16 protein-coding genes are annotated in these 16650 nt (G+C 70.7%); 11 read left to right on the top strand and 5 right to left on the bottom strand.

Going from position 1 to position 16650, the window contains the following annotated elements:
• Positions 1 to 93: 93 nt before the first annotated feature.
• From HB662_RS03475 to HB662_RS03460, 4 genes are read left to right on the top strand one after another with little or no spacing between them, the layout of a single operon-like run.
• Positions 94 to 1086, top strand: coding sequence for a Bug family tripartite tricarboxylate transporter substrate binding protein (locus HB662_RS03475; protein ID WP_168047152.1), 993 nt, complete (start codon positions 94 to 96; stop codon positions 1084 to 1086).
• Complete coding sequence (locus HB662_RS03470; protein ID WP_168047150.1) at positions 1083 to 1892, top strand: amidohydrolase family protein; 810 nt, start codon at positions 1083 to 1085, stop codon at positions 1890 to 1892. The genes HB662_RS03475 and HB662_RS03470 overlap by 4 nt, the downstream gene beginning before the upstream one ends.
• A 28-nt stretch (positions 1893 to 1920) precedes the next feature.
• The gene (locus tag HB662_RS03465) at positions 1921 to 2904 is read left to right on the top strand and encodes a Bug family tripartite tricarboxylate transporter substrate binding protein (protein ID WP_168047148.1); all 984 of its coding nucleotides are present in this window, start codon (positions 1921 to 1923) and stop codon (positions 2902 to 2904) included.
• A 16-nt stretch (positions 2905 to 2920) separates the two neighbouring features.
• Positions 2921 to 3358: a nuclear transport factor 2 family protein gene (locus tag HB662_RS03460; protein ID WP_168047146.1), complete on the top strand. Its 438-nt coding sequence runs from the start codon at positions 2921 to 2923 to the stop codon at positions 3356 to 3358.
• 24 nt (positions 3359 to 3382) lie between these two features.
• Here the strand turns inward: HB662_RS03460 and HB662_RS03455 are convergent, their stop codons facing one another.
• Positions 3383 to 4285, bottom strand: coding sequence for a cupin domain-containing protein (locus HB662_RS03455; RefSeq protein WP_168047144.1), 903 nt, complete (start codon positions 4283 to 4285; stop codon positions 3383 to 3385).
• A 69-nt stretch (positions 4286 to 4354) separates the two neighbouring features.
• The gene (locus tag HB662_RS03450) at positions 4355 to 5146 is read right to left on the bottom strand and encodes an IclR family transcriptional regulator (protein ID WP_168047142.1); all 792 of its coding nucleotides are present in this window, start codon (positions 5144 to 5146) and stop codon (positions 4355 to 4357) included.
• 125 nt (positions 5147 to 5271) lie between these two features.
• Here HB662_RS03450 and HB662_RS03445 point away from each other — a divergent pair, with 125 nt between their 5' ends.
• Both HB662_RS03445 and HB662_RS03440 read left to right on the top strand, forming a co-directional pair.
• Positions 5272 to 6048, top strand: coding sequence for an HpcH/HpaI aldolase family protein (locus HB662_RS03445; protein ID WP_168047140.1), 777 nt, complete (start codon positions 5272 to 5274; stop codon positions 6046 to 6048).
• Between the two features lie 125 nt (positions 6049 to 6173).
• Positions 6174 to 7067, top strand: a complete 894-nt coding sequence (locus HB662_RS03440; RefSeq protein WP_168047138.1) for a LysR family transcriptional regulator — start codon at positions 6174 to 6176, stop codon at positions 7065 to 7067.
• A 4-nt stretch (positions 7068 to 7071) separates the two neighbouring features.
• Here HB662_RS03440 and HB662_RS03435 read toward each other — a convergent pair whose 3' ends face one another.
• The gene (locus HB662_RS03435; protein ID WP_168047136.1) at positions 7072 to 8067 is read right to left on the bottom strand and encodes a Bug family tripartite tricarboxylate transporter substrate binding protein; all 996 of its coding nucleotides are present in this window, start codon (positions 8065 to 8067) and stop codon (positions 7072 to 7074) included.
• 2 nt (positions 8068 to 8069) lie between these two features.
• Positions 8070 to 8912 carry an IclR family transcriptional regulator gene (locus tag HB662_RS03430; protein ID WP_168047134.1) on the bottom strand — a complete coding sequence of 281 codons (843 nt, stop codon included), beginning with the start codon at positions 8910 to 8912 and terminating at the stop codon, positions 8070 to 8072.
• A gap of 123 nt (positions 8913 to 9035) precedes the next feature.
• On the opposite strand from HB662_RS03430, the gene HB662_RS03425 reads away from it, so the two are divergent.
• The 5 genes from HB662_RS03425 (at position 9036) to HB662_RS03405 (ending at position 15895) form a co-directional block, all read left to right on the top strand.
• Complete coding sequence (locus HB662_RS03425; RefSeq protein WP_342449433.1) at positions 9036 to 9302, top strand: (2Fe-2S)-binding protein; 267 nt, start codon at positions 9036 to 9038, stop codon at positions 9300 to 9302.
• A complete protein-coding gene (locus HB662_RS03420; protein WP_168047130.1) occupies positions 9299 to 10693 on the top strand; it encodes an FAD-dependent oxidoreductase in 1395 nt (464 codons plus the stop codon). Before HB662_RS03425 ends, HB662_RS03420 begins: the two co-directional genes overlap by 4 nt.
• Positions 10690 to 11808 carry an NAD(P)/FAD-dependent oxidoreductase gene (locus HB662_RS03415; protein ID WP_171970204.1) on the top strand — a complete coding sequence of 373 codons (1119 nt, stop codon included), beginning with the start codon at positions 10690 to 10692 and terminating at the stop codon, positions 11806 to 11808. Before HB662_RS03420 ends, HB662_RS03415 begins: the two co-directional genes overlap by 4 nt.
• Before the next feature lie 89 nt (positions 11809 to 11897).
• Positions 11898 to 13931, top strand: a complete 2034-nt coding sequence (locus tag HB662_RS03410) for a hydantoinase/oxoprolinase family protein (protein WP_168047128.1) — start codon at positions 11898 to 11900, stop codon at positions 13929 to 13931.
• A complete protein-coding gene (locus HB662_RS03405; protein WP_168047126.1) occupies positions 13931 to 15895 on the top strand; it encodes a hydantoinase B/oxoprolinase family protein in 1965 nt (654 codons plus the stop codon). The genes HB662_RS03410 and HB662_RS03405 overlap by 1 nt, the downstream gene beginning before the upstream one ends.
• 24 nt (positions 15896 to 15919) lie before the next feature.
• On the opposite strand, the gene HB662_RS03400 is transcribed toward HB662_RS03405, so the two are convergent.
• On the bottom strand, positions 15920 to 16588 hold the full coding sequence (locus HB662_RS03400; protein ID WP_168047124.1) for a cyclic nucleotide-binding domain-containing protein: 669 nt from the start codon (positions 16586 to 16588) through the stop codon (positions 15920 to 15922).
• Between the last annotated feature and the right edge of the window lie 62 nt (positions 16589 to 16650).

Below are 16650 nucleotides of genomic sequence, written 5' to 3'. Positions count from 1 at the left end.
GATGCGGAACGCGCGCTCGGCGCGCTGGATGGCGCCCGCGAAGTCGCTAGCTTGCCCGAAACGGCGCGGGGACATGCGCCGTGGAGGACGTTCATGCTGTACCGTGCGCCCTGCCGCCGACGGAGCCTGCTGGCCGCCGGCCTTGCCGCCTTCGCGACGCCCGGCTGGATACAGCAGAGTTGGGCACAGGAGGCCTGGCCGGCGCGCGGCGTCCGCATCACCGTGCCCTTCGCGCCCGGCGGAACCACGGACATCCCGGCGCGGATCATCGCCGACCATCTGGCGCGACGCCTTGGCAAGCCCTTCGTGGTGGAGAACCGCTCCGGCGCCGGTGGCGCGCTGGGCATCCGCACGGTGGCGCAGGCGGCGGATACGCATGCGCTGCTGCACACCACCTCCGCCGTCGCCATCCTGCCGGCGCTGCAGCGCGACCCGGGCTTCGACCCGCTGGTCGACCTGGTGCCGATCACGCAGACCGCGGCCTCGCCGATCCTGCTGATGGTGCGGGCGGATTCGCCGTTCCGCGATCTGGCGGATTATCTGGCCCGCGCCAAGGCGGAGCCCGGTCGGGTCAGCTTCGGCACTGCCGGCATCGGCACCACGGTGCATTTCGCCGGAGAGGTGCTGCGCGCGCGGGCCGGGCTGGACCTGCTGCATGTGCCGTATCGCGGCTCCGCACCCTCCGCCACCGCCCTGCTTGGCGGGGAGGTCGCCTCCGGCTTCCTCAGCCCGATCGAGGTGCTGCCGCATATCCGCGGCGGCCGCCTGCGCGCTTTGGCCACCTGCGGGCGCCGGCGCAGCGCATTGCTGCCGGAGACGCCGAGCATCACGGAACTGGTGCCGGAGTATGACGGCGTGGAACTATGGTTCGGCCTGTTCGGCGCGCGCGACCTGCCGCGGGAGGCGGTGGCGACGCTGATGCGGGAACTGGCGCCGCTGCGCACCGGCGCGCCGCTGGCGAACCGCCTGGCGGAACTCGGCGCCGAGACGCTGCTGGATGGGCCGGAGCCGCTGGCCGCGCGCATGCGCACCGAGGTGCCGCTCTGGCAATCCATCGCCACCCGCGCAGGAATCCCACGCGAATGACCGAGACCGATACGCCGCTCGTCGATACGCATTTCCACGTCTATCTGAAGGACATGCCGCTCACCTCCTGGGCGTGGCACCACCCGCCGGAGGATGCCTCCGCCGAGCGTTTCATCGAGGTGATGGACCAGCACGGCATCGGCTTCGGCGTGATCGCGGCGGCCAGCCTGCATGGCCAGTACAATGACTACGTCATCCGGTCCCTGCGCCGCCACAAGCGGCTGCGCGGCACGGTCTTCGTGCAGCCGGAGACGGACATGTACACGCTGGAGCGGATGAAGGCCGATGGCGTGGTCGGCATCCGCCTGTTCTTCCGCCGCGTACCCAACCCGCCCGATTTGCGCAGCCCCGAATACCGCCTGCTGCTGCGCCGCGTGCGCGACCTGGATTGGCATGTGCACACCCTGGTCAGCAGCCCGATGCTGCCGGAGGTGATCGAGGCGGTGGAAGGCGCCGGCGTGAAGCTGGTGATCGACCATTTCGGCAAGCCCGATGAACAGCTCGGCGTGAACTGCCCGGGCTTCAAGGCGCTGCTGGCGGCGGTGGAGCGCGGGCGCACCTGGGTGAAGATGTCCGGCGGTTTCCGCATGCCGTCACCGGATTCAGCGCGCAGCTATGCGCAGGCGCTGCTACGCGTCTCGGGTGGGGAGAGGCTGATGTGGGCCAGCGACTGGCCCTTCGCCGCCTTCGAGAATCGCGTGAGCTATGCGCAGACCATCGCGGATCTGCGGGACTGGGTGCCGGATGCGGCGACCCGGCGGCTGATCGCCGGCGAGACGCCGATGCGGCTGTATTTCAGCGACTGACAACAAGAAGTCCAAGGGAAGCAAGATCATGTCCATCCTCACAAGGCGGCGGCTCGGCGGCCTGGCGCTCGGCGCCGGGCTCGCTGCCACCGCGCGGCCCGTGCACGCACAGGCCTGGCCGGCGCGTCCCGTCACCGTCGTCGTGCCCTGGCCGGCCGGCGGGTCCACCGATGTGCTGGCGCGCTCCGTCTCGCGCAATTTCTCCGAGCGTTTCGGACAGCCCTTCGTGGTGGAGAACCGCTCCGGCGCCAACGGCAATATCGGCGCCGCCTCCGTCGCCCGCGCCGCGCCGGATGGCCACACGCTGATGATCACTACGAACGGCCCGATCACGAACAACACGCTGCTGTTCAAGTCGATGCCCTTCAACCCCTCCACCGACCTGGCGCCGATCGCGCTGCTGGCGGAACTGCCGATCGTCCTGGCGGCGCGCAGCCAGATGCCGTATCGCAACGTGCAGGAGCTGGTGGCCTTCGCGAAGGCCAATCCGGACAAGGTGAATTGCGGCACGCCGCCGCTGGGTTCCGCAGCGCATCTGGCGATCGAGTTGCTGATGCACCGCACCGGCATCCGGCTGAACCTGGTGCCCTATCGTGGCTCCGCGCCGCTCACCAACGACCTGCTGGCGGGCGCGGTGGATATGGGCATCGACCTGGTCACCACCTACCTGCCGCATATCGAGGCCGGCACGCTGCGCGCGCTCGGCGTCACGGCAACCGAAGCGATTCCGCAGCTGCCGAATGTGCCGCCGGTGCAGGCGCAGGGCGTGGCGGATTACCGCGCCACCGGCTGGATCTCGCTGCTCGGCCCGGCGCGGATGCCGGCGGATGCGATCGCCAAGCTGAATGCCGCGAGCAACGCCTATCTCGCGCTGGGTGAGACGCGTTCGCTGCTGCAACCGCTCGGCCTGACGCCGCTCGGCGGCACGCAGGATGACCTGACGCGGCGGATGGCGGCGGAGATCGAGCAATGGCGGCCGATCATCGCTGCCGCCAACATCTCCGTGGACTGAACAGGAGAAAGACTTCATGGCCTTCGACGAATTGCGCATCCGGCAGGAGCTGGAAATCCTCAACATCGCCTTCTGGCACGATGTGGATTCCAACTGGGGCCGCAATGCGCATGAGCATTTCACCGAGGATGGCGTCTACACCACCAGCCACAAGGCGCGGCAGGGACGTGAGGCGATCCGCGGCTTCTATGCGGAGCGTGAGGGGCGCGGCGACCGCGTGGCGCGGCACCTGATCCACAATTTCCATGTCACGGTTCAGGATGCCGACCACGCGACCGCCGAATGGACCATGTGCCTGTATGCGGAGGATGGCGTGCCGCCGCTGCTGTCGGAGCCGCCGATCCTGATCGGCGCGGTGACGGATGAATGCGTGCGCGGCGACGATGGCCGCTGGCGCTACGCGGCGCGCACCACAAGGCCGCTGTTCAAGGGCAGCCGGCCGACCTCGGGCTGAGGCCGGCCGGCGATGCGCGGCGGGCTACTCGCCCGGCATCGGGTAGTCGGCCGCGTTCAGCACCCAGCCCGGCTTGTTCGAGAAGTCGCGGCGCGGCGGGCAGAAGATGTCCACCATCTGCCCGGCTTCCTCGGCGCGGGAGGTGTGGATGCTCGGCGGCGGGATGACGGTGACGGAGGGGGCGCCGCACAGCTCGTGCTCATCCTCCCGCCACAGGGTCTGGTCCGGCGTCCAGGGCCAGCGGATATGGTGGGTGTAGGAGCCGTTGAGCACCAGCGAGCATTGCTCGAAATCATCATGGTGGTGCGGCGACAGCTTGCGGATGTCGCGCGGCCCAGGGGCGGGCTCCAGGTAGTTCACCATGAAGGTGGTGCAGCGCCAGATGCGGCCGAAGCGCCCCGGCTCCTTCGGCACGTCCAGCGTATAGTCGCGGATGCGGAAGCCATCCGGCGGCGTCGGCCAATCCTGCAGCGGAGGAATGCGCGGGTCCGGGGCCTCGTAGCGCGCGGCGTTGCTGCAGCGCGCGGCGAGGTCGGTGGAGCGCGGCGTGAACAGGCGCACGATGCGGCCCTTGCCGTTCACCGTGATCCGGCTTTCGCCCGGCGGAATGAAGGCCAGGGAATTGCCTTCCACCGTCTTCGTCTCCGCCCCGGCGGTGATCGTCGCGGAAAGGCCGGGATCGGGCAGCAGCAGCACGTATTCGTCCGGCTGGTCCTGCCGCGCCAGCACGGCGCCTTCCGTCACGTCGGAATAGGCGATGATGAAGTTGCGGCCGCGCACCAGCCAGGTGCGGATGCCGTCCGCGTCTTCCTGCGGCGGCGTCTCGTAGAATTTGGCGTAGTCGGCGGGGGCGTAGGGCCCATCCACCGTCTTCGTTGCGGCGGCCGGGGCGAGCGCCGCGCGGGGGTCGGAAGCATCATAGGCCATGGCGTTCGCTCCATCCTGGCTTGTTCTGATGATCGGAACATAGTTTCTTCAGATGGTTCAGTCTTGTTGTCAGTCCGCACGCCTGTCAAGAACCCGTCCGAGCCGCGCCGAAATGCGCTCCGCCGCATCCCGTACCTGGTCGATCAGCGCCGCAGCGGGCTGGCGCGGGATGAACTGGATGGAGCCGAGCAGGGCGATGGCGCCGACCATGCCGCCACCGCCCTCGAAGATCGGCGCCGCCAATGCATTGACACCGACCAGGCTTTCCTCGGCCGCCGTCGCCCAGCCCTGCGCGCGGATCACCTCCAGATCCTGCCGCAGCCGCTCCGGGTCCGTGATGGTGTGCGGCGTCCGCATGTCGAGCCGGGAGAGCAGCACGCGCTCACGCAAGGCCGCCTCCGCATGCGCCAGCATAAGCTTGCCCTGCGCCGTGCAATGCAGCGCCATCATCGCGCCGGACTTTGCCGAGATCTCAATCATGTCCTGGCCCGGCAGCGTCGCCAGCACCACCACGCCGGCCGGTTCGGCGCGGCTGAGCACCACGGTCTGGCCGACCCGGTCGCGCAACGCGCGCATCTCCTCCCGCGCCACCGTGGCCAGGTCGAAATTCTCCGAAACCGCCCGGCCCAGCGTCACCAGGCGGTGGCCGATGCGGTAGCGTTCCTGCGCCTGCACGATGTAGCCGGCCTCCAGCAGGGTCCGCAGATGCCGGTGGATGCGGCTTTTGGTGGTCTCCAGCGCGCGGGCGAGTTCGGTGACGCCGACATCGCCGCGCTGGCGGGCCAGATGCTCCAGGATCAGCAGCGCCATGGCGACGGCCTGCAGTCCCTCGCCCCGTTGCGGTCCATCGATGCGTGGCATGGCGGCCCTCCTCATGCGGCTGGCTTGACAGCCGCCGCCATCCTGCCAGTGTTTCTCTAATCGACGTCATGTTCTGTTAATCGGAACATCTCAGCTTCGTCAACTCCAAGCCGCAGGACCGACCCATGGCAGATCTGGACAGCAGCTTCCGCGCGCGACTTGCCCGTGGCGATCGACTGGTTGGCAGCTTCATCAAGACACCGACGCTGCACGCCACCGAGATCCTGGGTGGCATCGGCTTCGACTTCGTCGTGGTGGATGAGGAGCATTCGCCCTTCGACCGCGCCGCCACCGATGCCGCGCTGTTCGCGGCGCGCGCCACCGGCACGGCCGGCCTGGTACGCGTGCCCAGCCCGGCGCCGCATCATCTGCTTTCCGTGCTGGACTGCGGCGCCACGGGCGTGCTGGTGCCGCACGTCGCCACCGCCGCCCTGGCCGCCCAGGTGGCCGCCGCCTGCCGCTATCGCGGCGGCAAGCGTGGCTACTCCGGCAGCGTGCGCTCGGCCGGCTATGGCGGCGGCAGGATGTGGGACTACATCGAGGCGGCCGATGCCGCGGCCACCGTCGTGGCGCAGATCGAGGATCCGGAGGCGCTGGACGAGATCGACGCCATCGCCGCGACGCCGGGCATCGACGCCCTGTTCATCGGCCGGGGCGACCTGACCGCGGCGCTGGGCGCGCCGACCAATGACGCACCGCCGATCCGCGACGCGGTGTCCCGCATCGCCGCCGCGGCACAGCGCGCCGGCAAACCCGTGATGGTGTTCGTCGGCGGGATGAAGGAGGCCGCTTGGCTCGCCAGCATCGGCGCCACCGCCTTCGTCTATTCCTCCGACCAAGGCTTCATGAAGTCGGCCGCGGCCAAGGCGCTGGCGGATATGCGCGGGCTTGGCACCAGCTGATACCGGCGCGGCCGGCCGGGAAGCTTGCCTGGCTTCCCGATCTTGCGAACCGGCCTGCACAAGGGTTCCCTGGAGGGCGCCAGGCCGTATCTCGCGTGGCAGGGCCAGGTGCCGGGAGCCACGCCATGAATGCACGCGACATCGAGATCTTCTGCGAGATCATGCGCAGCAACTCCCTGAGCCTGGCCGCCAAGGCGCTGGGTGTCTCACAGCCCGCCTTGTCGCAGGCCCTGCGGCATTGCGAGGATCGCATCGGCTATGCGCTGTTCCGCCGCCATGCCGGCCGCCTGACCCCCACGGCGGAGGCGACCGCGCTGTGGCCGGAGGCGGAGCGCCTGTTCCATGAACTCCGCAGCTTCCGCAGCCTGGCGCGCGACCTCGGCGGCAGGCAGGGCGGGCTGCTGCGGCTGGGCACCACCTCCTCGCTCGGCGTGTCGCTGGTGCCGAAGGCGGTGGCGCAGCTACGGCAGGAATGGCGCCTGGCCCGCATCTCTGTGAACCTGATGCCGGTGCGCGAGCTGGGGGAGGCGCTGCTGGCGCGCCGGCTGGATGTCGGGCTGGCGCTGACCTCCGTCGAGGTGCCGGGGCTGGACCATGTGCAGCTCGGCAGCGTGCCCTGCATCGTGCTGCTGCCGCAGGATCATCCCCTGGCCGCGGAGGCCGCGCTGGGTCCGGCGCAGCTTGCCGGGCTGCCCGAGATCGGCTTCGGCGGCTGGCAAGATTTCGGCCACAGCCTGGACCTTGCCTTCGCCGCGGAGGGTATCGAGCGCCGCATCGCCGTGGAGATCGGCAATACCGTCGGCGCCGTGGCCATGGTGCGGGAGGGCATCGGCTTCGCCATCGTCGATGGCTTCGCCCGCTTCGTGCTGCCGCAAGGCGTGGTGGCGCGGCCCTTCCTGCCCCGGGTGGACCGCGCGGTGGTGCTGCTGCGCAGCCGCATGCTCGGCAATCCGGAAATGGTGGACCGGCTTGCCGAGGTCATGCGGACGCTGTGCCAGGCGGGGCCGCCGCCCGGCTGAAGCATCAGTCCAGCCTTGCGCCGCTCGCCCGGACGATCGGCAGCCAGTAGCGGATTTCCTCCTGCAGGAAGGCCGCGAAGCGGGCCGGCGTATAGCCGGGCATCGGCGGCAGGCCGAGGTCCGTCTCAAGCCGCCGGGCGACCGTCGTGTCGGTCAGCGCGGTCTCCACCGCCGCCGCCAGGCGCTCGACGATCGGCATCGGCGTATTGGCCGGCGCGAACAGGCCGAACCAGGAATAGGCCCGGTAGCCCGGCAGCCCGGCCTCCGCGCTGGTCGGCACGTCCGGCAGCAGGGAGGAGCGTTCCTGCGTCGCCATCACCAGCGCACGGATCGTGCCGGCATCATGGTGCGGCTTGATCAGGCCGGGGACATCGGCGGTGAAATGCACCACGCCGGCCAGCAGGTCGTTGAACACCGGCCCGCTGCCGCGATACGGCACATGCAGCGCCTGCGTGCCGGTCTGCTGCAGGAAGGCGACGGCGGAGATGTGGCCGGAGGCGCCATTGCCCGCGCTGCCATACTGGTAGCGGCCCGGATTGGCCTTCAGCAGGGCGATGAATTCCTGCAGCGTGCTGACGCCCAGGCTGGACTGCACGGCGATGCCGATCGGCGCCATCACGCAGGGCGCCACCGGCACGAAATCCTTCACCGGGTCATAGGGCAGCCGGCTGTACAGCCCCTGCGCCAGCACCAGGTTGGACACGGATGCCATGACGAAGGTGTAGCCATCTGGTGCCGCCTTGGCGACGTAGTCGGCGCCGGTGGTGCCGCCGGCGCCCGGGCGGTTCTCGATCACCACCGGCTGGCCGAGCAGCTCGCTCAGCTTCTGCGCCACGATGCGCGCGCTGCCATCGGTCGCGCCGCCGGCGGCGAAGGGAACCACGATCCGCACCGGGCGGGACGGCCAGGCCGGCTGCGCGGCGGCGGTGCGGGACAGGGCCGGCAAAGCGAGCGCGGCGGCGAGCACGCTGCGGCGCGACGGCAGGATGATGCGTTGCATGGTCATGTTTCTCCGTTTCTGGAATGCCGTGTGCGGCGGGGCGGCAGGCTCATGCCCGCTTCGATGGATTGGACTTCCTGCTTCAGCAGGGTGAGCCACGCCTGGCGGTTGGCGGGCTCAAGCCGGGTGGTGATGAAGTTGATGGCGATCGCCGCGGTCACGTCGCGCCCGGGCGGGCGGATCGGCATGGCGATCACCGACAGGCCCTGGATCAGCGATCCGTTGGCCAGCATGTAGCCCTGTTCCCGGATGCCGCCGAGGCTGCCGCGAACCGCTTCCACGGTGGTGCCGTATTCGCGGTAGCGCGGCGCATTGGCGGCCAGGATGGCCTCGACCTCCGCCGCCGGCTGGCAGGCCAGGATCGCCAGGCTGCCGGAGCCGATGCCGAGCGGCAGCAGCCCGCCGGTGCCCTGGGTCAGGCTCTCGATCACGTAGCTGCCTTCCTGCCGGTCCACGACCACGGCGTTCAGGCCGCTGCGGACGATCAGGAAGGTGGTCTCCTGCGTCTCGGCGGCGATCCGCAGCAGGGCCGGACGGCACAGCCGCCGAAGCCCGCTGCCATCCGCCGCGCGCCCGGCCAGCGCAATCAGCCGCGTGCCCAGGCGGTGGCGGCGCGTCGCTTCCTCGCGGTCCACCCAGCCATGCTGTTCCAGCGCCGCCAGCAGCCGGTGCACGGTGGAGGCCGAGAGGCCGAGGCCGGTGGCCAGCCGCGAAAGCTGCTCCCCGCCATCGCCCGCCTCGCCCAGCCGCTCCAGCAGCCGCACGACGCGGTCCAGCACCTGAATGCTGGAGGTGGCCGTTGCGTCAGGCTGCGGTTCGGGCGTGAGCGTTTCGGGGTGGTCCAAGAATGCGATCCACGGTCTGGGCTCCTCGGATATAATTCCACATGATGGAAAAGAGAAGCTTTTCTTTCCGTCTGACAGAAACTACGATCGGCGCCGATGCGGCAGGAGGTGGCCTTGCGGTTGGTGCGACTGGTCGATCAGGACCGCCCCGAAATCAGCTTCACCTTCGAGGACCGCGCGATGACCGCGCGCCAGGGCGATACGTTGCTGACCGCCATCCTCGCCGGCGACGGGGCCTTCCTGCGGGAAAGCGAATTCGGCGATGGCCACCGCGCCGGCTTCTGCCTGATGGGCGCCTGCCAGGATTGCCGCGTGGTGCTGGAGGGCAGCGGTCGCGTCCGCGCCTGCACCACTTTGCTGCAACCCGGCATGCGGGTGCGCCGCGCATGAGGGTCGCCGTGGTCGGAGCCGGCCCCGCCGGGGTGCGCGCCGTGGAACAGCTGGTCCGCGCCGGTCTGCGCCCGGTCTGGATCGACGAGGCGCCGGATGGTGGCGGCCGCATCTACCAGCGCCCGCCCGCCGGCTTTCACCGCACGCCCAAGGCGCTGTACGGGTGGGAGGGCGGCCGCGCCGCCGCGCTGCATGCGACGCTGGATGCGCTGAAGCCGCAGGTTGATTGGCGGCCGGAGACGCTGGTCTGGAACATCCAGCCGGGCCTGCTTGATCCGGGCCGGCTCGATACGGTGAGGGATGGCGCGGTCGAGCAGCTCGGCTTCGACGCCGCCATCCTGTGCACCGGTGCCATGGACCGCGTGATCCCCATCCCGGGCTGGACCCTGCCGGGCGTCACCGCCATGGGCGCGGCGCAGATCGCGCTGAAGACGCAGGGCTGCGCCATCGGCCGCCGCGTCGCCTTCGTCGGCAGCGGGCCGCTGCTGTGGCTGGTGGCCTATCAATACATGAAGTCCGGCGCCGGAATTGCCGCGGTGATCGACACCACGCCGTGGCGAACGAAGCTGCACGCGCTGGCCGGGCTGCGCGACGGCGCGGCGACGCTGGCGAAGGGCGCCTGGTACGTCGCCCGCCTGCGCGCCGCAGGCATCCTGGTCCGCGAAGGCGCCACGCCGATCGCGATCGAGGGCGAGGACGGCGTCACCGGCCTGCGCTGGCGCGACGCATCCGGGGTGGAGCAGCGCCTGGATTGCGATGCCCTGGCGCTCGGCTGGGGTGTGCGGCCGGAGACGCAGCTTGCCGATCTGGCGGGCGTGCCGATGCGCTTCGATGCGCCGTCGCATCTCTGGGTGCCGCAGCGCGATGCGGCCGGGCGCAGCGCGGTGCCGGGGCTTTACCTGGCCGGCGACGGCGCGGGCATCGGCGGCGCCGATGTGGCGGAAATGGCCGGCGCCCGCGCGGCGCTTGCCTTGCAGGAGGATGCGGGCATGAAGGCCGATGTCGAACTGGCCACACGGCTGGACCGCCGGCTGCACGCGCAGGCGCGGTTCCGCGCGGCGCTGGACCGCGCCTTTCCCTTTCCCGCGCGCCTCGCCGCCACGATGCCCGACGCGACCATCCTGTGCCGCTGCGAGGCGGTGCGGGCCGGGGAGCTGCGCCAGGCGGCGCGCGCCGATGCGGCGACCGGCGCGGCGCCGGAGGTGAACCGCGCCAAGGCCTTCACCCGCATCGGCATGGGGCGTTGCCAGGGCCGCATCTGCGGCGCGGCGGCGTCGGCGGTGCTGGCCGATGCCCTGGGCTGCGACGTCACGGAGGTCGGCCGGCTGCGCGGCCAGGCTCCGGTGAAGCCGCTACCCATGCCGATGCCGATTCCGGCGGGGACGCCATGAGCGGCGTGGTGGAGACCGAGGTTCTCGTCATCGGCGGCGGCGGCGCGGGCTGTTCCACGGCGCTGCATCTGGCGCTGCGCGGCGCCAAGGTGGTGCTGCTGGAGCGCGGGCTGGTCGGGTCCCAGGCCTCCGGTGCGAATTACGGCGGCGTGCGCCAGCAGGGCCGCCACCCGGCGGAGCTGCCGATCGCCAAGCGGTCGCATGCTATCTGGCAGGATCTGCCGCGGCTGCTCGGCACGGATTGCGAATTCGTCGCCACCGGCCATCTGAAGCTCGCCCGCAGCGCGGCGGATGAGGCCGACCTCGTCGCCTATCTGGACGTGGCGCGCGACTACCAGCTTCCGGTGCGCTTCCTGGATCGCGCGACGCTGCATCGGGACTATCCCTGGCTCGGCGCCTCCGTCGTCGCGGCGTCCTTCGCGCCGGAGGATGGCTCGGCCAATCCGCGCCTGCTGTCCCCGGCGCTGGCCCAGGCGGCCCGCGCGGCGGGTGCGGCGATCCGCGAGCAGATCCAGGTCACCGCCTGCCGGCATGAGAATGGCCGCTTCGTGGTGGAGGCGGGGGATGCGGTGTTCCACGCCGACACGTTGGTGAACACCGCCGGCTTCTGGGGCGGCCAGGTCGCCGAATGGTTCGGCGAGCCGGTGCCGGTGCGCCCGCACACGCCCAACATGGGCGTCACGGAGCCGATCCCCTATTTCATCCGCCCCAATATCGGCGTCGCGGGTGGCGGCATCTACCTGCGCCAGATCCCGCGCGGCAATGTCATCTTCGGCGGCGGCCGCGGCACCGGCGATCCCGCGGTGCCCTTCTCCCGCGCCACGCCGGAGGCGACGCTGGCGGCGATGCGCAAGGCGGTGGAGATCGTGCCTTCGCTGGCCGGTGTCTCCGTCATCCGAAGCTGGAGCGGCATCGACGGCATGATGCCGGATGGCATCCCGGTCGTCGGTCCCAGCAGCACCACGCCGGGCCTGTTCCACGCCTTCGGCTTTTCCGGCCACGGCTTCCAGCTCGGCCCGGCAATCGGCGCCATCCTCAGCGAACTGGTGCTGGATGGCAGGACGGATGTGCCGCTGGAGCCGCTGTCCATCCGGCGTTTCCAAACCACCCCATAAGCCAGCCTTATGCGCGACGCCGGATTCACCGTCTGGCACGCGCCGGGAACATGGCGGATTCTCCGCGCGACGTGACGGAAAGGCAGAAGATGGCTTGGCGCATCGGCGTTGATATTGGTGGCACCTTCGCGGATTTCGTCGCGCTGGAGACCGGAACCGGACGGCTGGAGACCCTGAAGGTGCTGACCACGCCGGCGGAGCCTGGCCAGGATGTCGCCACCGGCCTGCGCCGGCTGGCCACGGAAGGGCTGGTGCCGGCGCAGGTCGAGCGTTTCGTGCACGGCACCACGGTCGGCGTGAACACCATCATCCAGCGCCGCGGCGCGAAGCTGGCGCTGTTCACCACCGCCGGCTTCACGGACATGCTGGAACTGGCGCGGCTGCGGATGCCGGATCCCTACAGCCTGTTCTGCGAGCGCCCCGCACCGCTGGTGCCGCGCGAATCCGTCTTCGGCATCACCGAGCGGATGGATGCCGAAGGCCATACGCTGACGCCGCCCGACCGCGCCTCCGTCGCCGCCGCGCTGGACGCCGCGCTGGCGCAGGGCTGCGAGGGCGTCGTCGTCTCCTTCCTGCATGCATGGCGCAATGCGGCGCATGAGGATGCGGTCGCCGCGATGATCAGTGAGATCGCGCCGCAGCTCTTCATCTTCCGTGGCAGCGAGGTGTGGCCGGCGATCCGTGAATATGAGCGCACCACCACCTCCGTGCTGAACGCCTATGTGCATCCGCGCATCGCCGGCTATCTGGAGCGCGTGCAGGGCCAGTTGACCGCCGCCGGCATCGCCGCGCCGCTGCTGCTCACCACCTCGGCCGGCGGCACCATGACGGCGCAGCGCGGGCGGCGGGATTGCGTCGGCATGCTGCTGTCCGGCACCGCGTCGGGCGTCGTCGGCGCCGGCGTGGTGGCGCGTGCGGCGGGCGAGAAGCTGGTGCTGACGCTGGATATCGGTGGCACCAGCGCCGACGTCGCGCTGCTGGAAGATGGCGCGCCCTCCTTCGGCAGCGGCCAGGCGATCGGCGAGTTCCCGCTGGCGATCCCCACCGTCGCGGTGATTTCCTCCGGCCAGGGTGGTGGCTCGATTGCGCGGGTCGATGCGCATGGCGTGCTGCAGGTCGGCCCGGAGAGCGCCGGCTCCACCCCCGGCCCGGCCTGCTTCGGCCGTGGCGGCAACCATTTCACCGTGACGGATGCGGCGCTGCTGTGTGGCATCCTCGGCCAGGGGCAGCTCGGCTTCGGCGCCATCGCGCCGGACCGCGCCTTGGCCGAAGCCGCCGCGCTGCCGATCGCTGAGCGTCTCGGGCTCGATGTGCCGGCGGTGGCGGAGGGTGTGCTGCGGGTCGCGATCAGCGGCATGCTGGTGGAGATCGACAAGCTGCTGGCGCGTGCCGGCGCGCATGCCAGCGAGCTGACCCTGATGCCCTTCGGCGGCGCCGGCCCGATGCTCGGCGCCTTGCTGGCGGAGGCTGCGGGCATCCGCCGCGTGCTGGTGCCGGCGGTGCCGGGCACGCTCTGCGCGCTGGGTGCGCTGGCCGCCGATCTGCGCCGCGACACCATGCGCAGCCTGCTGCTGCCACTGGCCGAACCGGCGCTGCCCCTGCTGCACGAGACCTTCGACGCGCTGGCGCGGGAGGCGCGGACGACGCTGGAGGAGATGGGCGGCGACGGGGACTCCACCATCAGCCTCGGCGCCGATCTGCGCTACCAGGGCCAGTCCTTCGAGGTGCCGGTGCCGCTGCCCGCGACCTGGCGGGAACAGGGCACCGCCGCCGATCTCGCAGCGCTGTTCCACGCCGCGCACAAGGATGCCTTCGGCCATTGCGATCCGGAAGCGCCGGTGGAAGTGGTCGGCCTGCGCGCCGCCGCGCTGCGCCGTGCGCCGCCTTTGCCGGTACGCGACGACACCGTGAGCGAAGCCGAGGCGGTGCCCGAGGCCACCATCCCGCTGCGGCTGGCCGGCGCCTGGCATGATGCGGGCCTGTACCGGCGCGAGGCGCTGGGCGCCGGAGCGCGACTCAAAGGCCCGGCCGTGGTCACGCAATCCGATTGCACCGTGCTGGTCCCCACCGGCTGGCAGGTACGCGCCGATGCCCAGGGCAACCTCGTGATGGAGACGATCTGATGCGCACCGACCCCATCACGCTGCAGGTGCTGCGCAACCATTGCCGCGCGGCCGCCGAAAGCATGGCGACGACGCTGTATCGCACCGCGCATTCCACCTTCGTCAAGGAGACGGAGGATTTCACGGTCCAGTTTCTCGACGCGCAGGGCAAGACCTGCGCCGTACCGCTGGACCTCGGCGCTACCTGGTATCCCGGCGTGGATTACGAGGCGGCGATCGGCCTGGTGCCCGGCGGCTACGCGCCGGGCGACATCGCGATGACCAACGATCCCTATTCCGGCTACCTCGCGACGCATTCGCCGGACACCAACATGTGGAAGCCGGTGTTCCATGAGGGTCGCATCATCGCCTTCGCCGGCGGCCACATCCACAATGTCGATGTCGGCGGCGCGGTGCCGGCGAGCCTGTCGCGCACGCTGACGGAAGTGCACCAGGAAGGCATCCGCGTGCCGCCGTCGAAGCTGTTCCATGAAGGCGTGCTGGACGAGAAGCTGCTGCGCGTCATCCTCGCCAATGTCCGCGTGCCCGACCAGAACTGGGGCGACCTGAAGGCGCTGATCGCCGCGGTGAACACCGGCGAGCGGCGCATCCTGGACCTGGTGCGGCGCTTCGGGGTTGAGACGCTGGTCGATGGCATGGCGGACCTGCTGGACTATGGCGAGGCGCAGGCGCGCGCCGTGCTGGCCGGGCTGCCGGATGGCGAATACGCCTTCGCCGATTATTGCGACGAGGACGGGCCGGATGGCGACCCGCTGCGGCTGAAGCTGACGCTGCGGATCACCGGCGATTCCGCCGTGCTGGACTTCACCGGCACCGATCCGCAGACGCTGTCATCCATGAACGTGCCGACCGGCGGACATGCGCGGCATTCGCTGGTGATGGTCGGCGTCTATTACGTGCTGTCGGCGCTCAGCCCGAAGATCATGCTGAATTTCGGCACGACGCGGCCCTTCACCTGCATCCTGCCGGAAGGCAGCGTGGTGAACCCGCAGCATCCGGCCGCCGTCGGCATGCGCAGCCTGACCTGCGCGCGGCTGCGCAGCCTGGTATTCGGCGCCTTCGTGCAGGCGGCGCCGGAACGGCTGCCCGCCGCGCCGGCCGGGTCCTCCTCCATCATCAACATCTCCGGCGAGAACCGCCGCACGGGCAAGCGTTCCATCGTGGCGGTGGCGCCGATCGTCGGCGGTGGCGGCGGCATGCCGCATCGCGACGGCACCGATGGCTCCGGCGCCGATGCCGCCTACCTCAAGAACAGCCCGATCGAGATCACGGAATCCGAGGCGCCGGTGCGCGTGCTGCGCTACGGCTTGATGCCGGATAGCGGCGGCGCCGGGGCACATCGCGGCGGCATGGCCACCGTGCTGGAGTTCACCACGGATGCGCCGGATGCCGTCGTCACCGCGCGCAACCGCGACCGGTCCGTATTCCAGCCCTGGGGCACGCTCGGCGGCCGGCCCGGCGCGGCGAGCACATTCGCGCTGAATCCCGGCACCCCGGCGGAACACGACCTGCGAAACACGGATCTGTTCAACCTGCCGCCGGGCGGGGTGGTGCGGATTGTCTCGCCGGGCGGCGGCGGGCGCGGCGACCCCTTCACCCGCCCCGCCGAGGCGGTGCTGGCCGATGTGCGGTCCGGGCGGGTCACTCCGGAAGCTGCGGCGCGCGACTACGGCGTCGTCATCCGCGATGCCGGGGTGGATGAGCAGGCGACCGCCGGCCTGCGCGCGGCGCAGCCGAGCAGGGCAGGCCAGCGCTTCGATTTCGGCCCGGCCCGGCTGGCGCATGAGCGTGTCTGGACGGAGGAGGCTTACGCCGCCCTGCACGCGATGCTGGCGAAGCTGCCGGTAAGTTGGCGTTCGCGGTCGAAGAAGGCAGTCTTCGCCGCGCTGCGCGGCACGCCGGATTCAACGCCGGCGGAGGTGATCGCCCGGCTGCAGGACCAGGCCGCCGCCCGGCGCGGCTGAGCGACCATCCGGCGACGCTCAGGCTCATTTCTTCTGGTTCCTGAGCAGCCTGTCGCGGTCCGGCACGTCGATGCGCTTGCCGGCGCTGCGCAGCAGGCCATCGCCTTCCATGCCCTTCAGGGTGCGTGACAGGGTCTCCGGCGTCATCCCCAGCCGGGCTGCGATTGCCGTCCGCGGTTCCGGCAGTTCGGCCGACCCGGCGCCCGCCTCCTCGGACACGCGCCGCGACAGGAAGCGGGCGACGCGGCGCTCGGCCGGCCGCAGCTTCAGGTCCACCACCTGGTCCACCATCAGCCGCCAATGCCGCGCCAGCAGCTCGACCGTGGCGCGGGCCAAAGCGGGGTCCTCCGCCATGCCCGCGCGGAACGCCTCGGCCGGGATCATCAGGACGCGGACATCGGTCAGCGCCGTGGCGGAGGCGAGGTAGGGCAGCTGCAGCACGACGGGTGGCACCAGGAACAGCTCACCCGCCCCGAAGATCTCGACGACCGTCTCCGCGCCGCTCTCGTCGCGTGCGACCAGGCCGACGGAGCCGGCCAGGACAAGGTGGAGGAAATCCGCCTGCTCATCCTGCTCGAACATCACCGCGCCGCGCGGCAGTTGCTGGGCGAAGGACGGCCGGAGCAGGCGGGCCATCGCAGCTTCCCCGGCGACGACGAAGAACGGGCTGCGGCGAATGAGGTCGATGTTCATCGGTCGGTCCACGACGAGGCTCCCGTGACGCTAGGGGTGGTCGTCAATCATTCTCTTGATCC

The sequence above is a fragment of the Falsiroseomonas frigidaquae genome (assembly GCF_012163145.1).
Taxonomy (GTDB): domain Bacteria; phylum Pseudomonadota; class Alphaproteobacteria; order Acetobacterales; family Acetobacteraceae; genus Falsiroseomonas; species Falsiroseomonas frigidaquae.
Note: the sequence above shows the minus strand (reverse complement) of the source record. Positions and strands in the feature narration are given on the sequence as shown.

Coding starts and splice junctions, on each gene's coding strand:
- HB662_RS03405 (WP_168047126.1), top strand. CDS start 13,931: ATGCGCACCGACCCCATCACGCTGCAGGTGCTGCGCAACCATTGCCGC.
- HB662_RS03410 (WP_168047128.1), top strand. CDS start 11,898: ATGGCTTGGCGCATCGGCGTTGATATTGGTGGCACCTTCGCGGATTTC.
- HB662_RS03455 (WP_168047144.1), bottom strand. CDS start 4,285: ATGGCCTATGATGCTTCCGACCCCCGCGCGGCGCTCGCCCCGGCCGCC.
- HB662_RS03420 (WP_168047130.1), top strand. CDS start 9,299: ATGAGGGTCGCCGTGGTCGGAGCCGGCCCCGCCGGGGTGCGCGCCGTG.
- HB662_RS03465 (WP_168047148.1), top strand. CDS start 1,921: ATGTCCATCCTCACAAGGCGGCGGCTCGGCGGCCTGGCGCTCGGCGCC.
- HB662_RS03400 (WP_168047124.1), bottom strand. CDS start 16,588: ATGAACATCGACCTCATTCGCCGCAGCCCGTTCTTCGTCGTCGCCGGG.
- HB662_RS03475 (WP_168047152.1), top strand. CDS start 94: ATGCTGTACCGTGCGCCCTGCCGCCGACGGAGCCTGCTGGCCGCCGGC.
- HB662_RS03450 (WP_168047142.1), bottom strand. CDS start 5,146: ATGCCACGCATCGATGGACCGCAACGGGGCGAGGGACTGCAGGCCGTC.
- HB662_RS03435 (WP_168047136.1), bottom strand. CDS start 8,067: ATGCAACGCATCATCCTGCCGTCGCGCCGCAGCGTGCTCGCCGCCGCG.
- HB662_RS03440 (WP_168047138.1), top strand. CDS start 6,174: ATGAATGCACGCGACATCGAGATCTTCTGCGAGATCATGCGCAGCAAC.
- HB662_RS03445 (WP_168047140.1), top strand. CDS start 5,272: ATGGCAGATCTGGACAGCAGCTTCCGCGCGCGACTTGCCCGTGGCGAT.
- HB662_RS03460 (WP_168047146.1), top strand. CDS start 2,921: ATGGCCTTCGACGAATTGCGCATCCGGCAGGAGCTGGAAATCCTCAAC.
- HB662_RS03470 (WP_168047150.1), top strand. CDS start 1,083: ATGACCGAGACCGATACGCCGCTCGTCGATACGCATTTCCACGTCTAT.
- HB662_RS03415 (WP_171970204.1), top strand. CDS start 10,690: ATGAGCGGCGTGGTGGAGACCGAGGTTCTCGTCATCGGCGGCGGCGGC.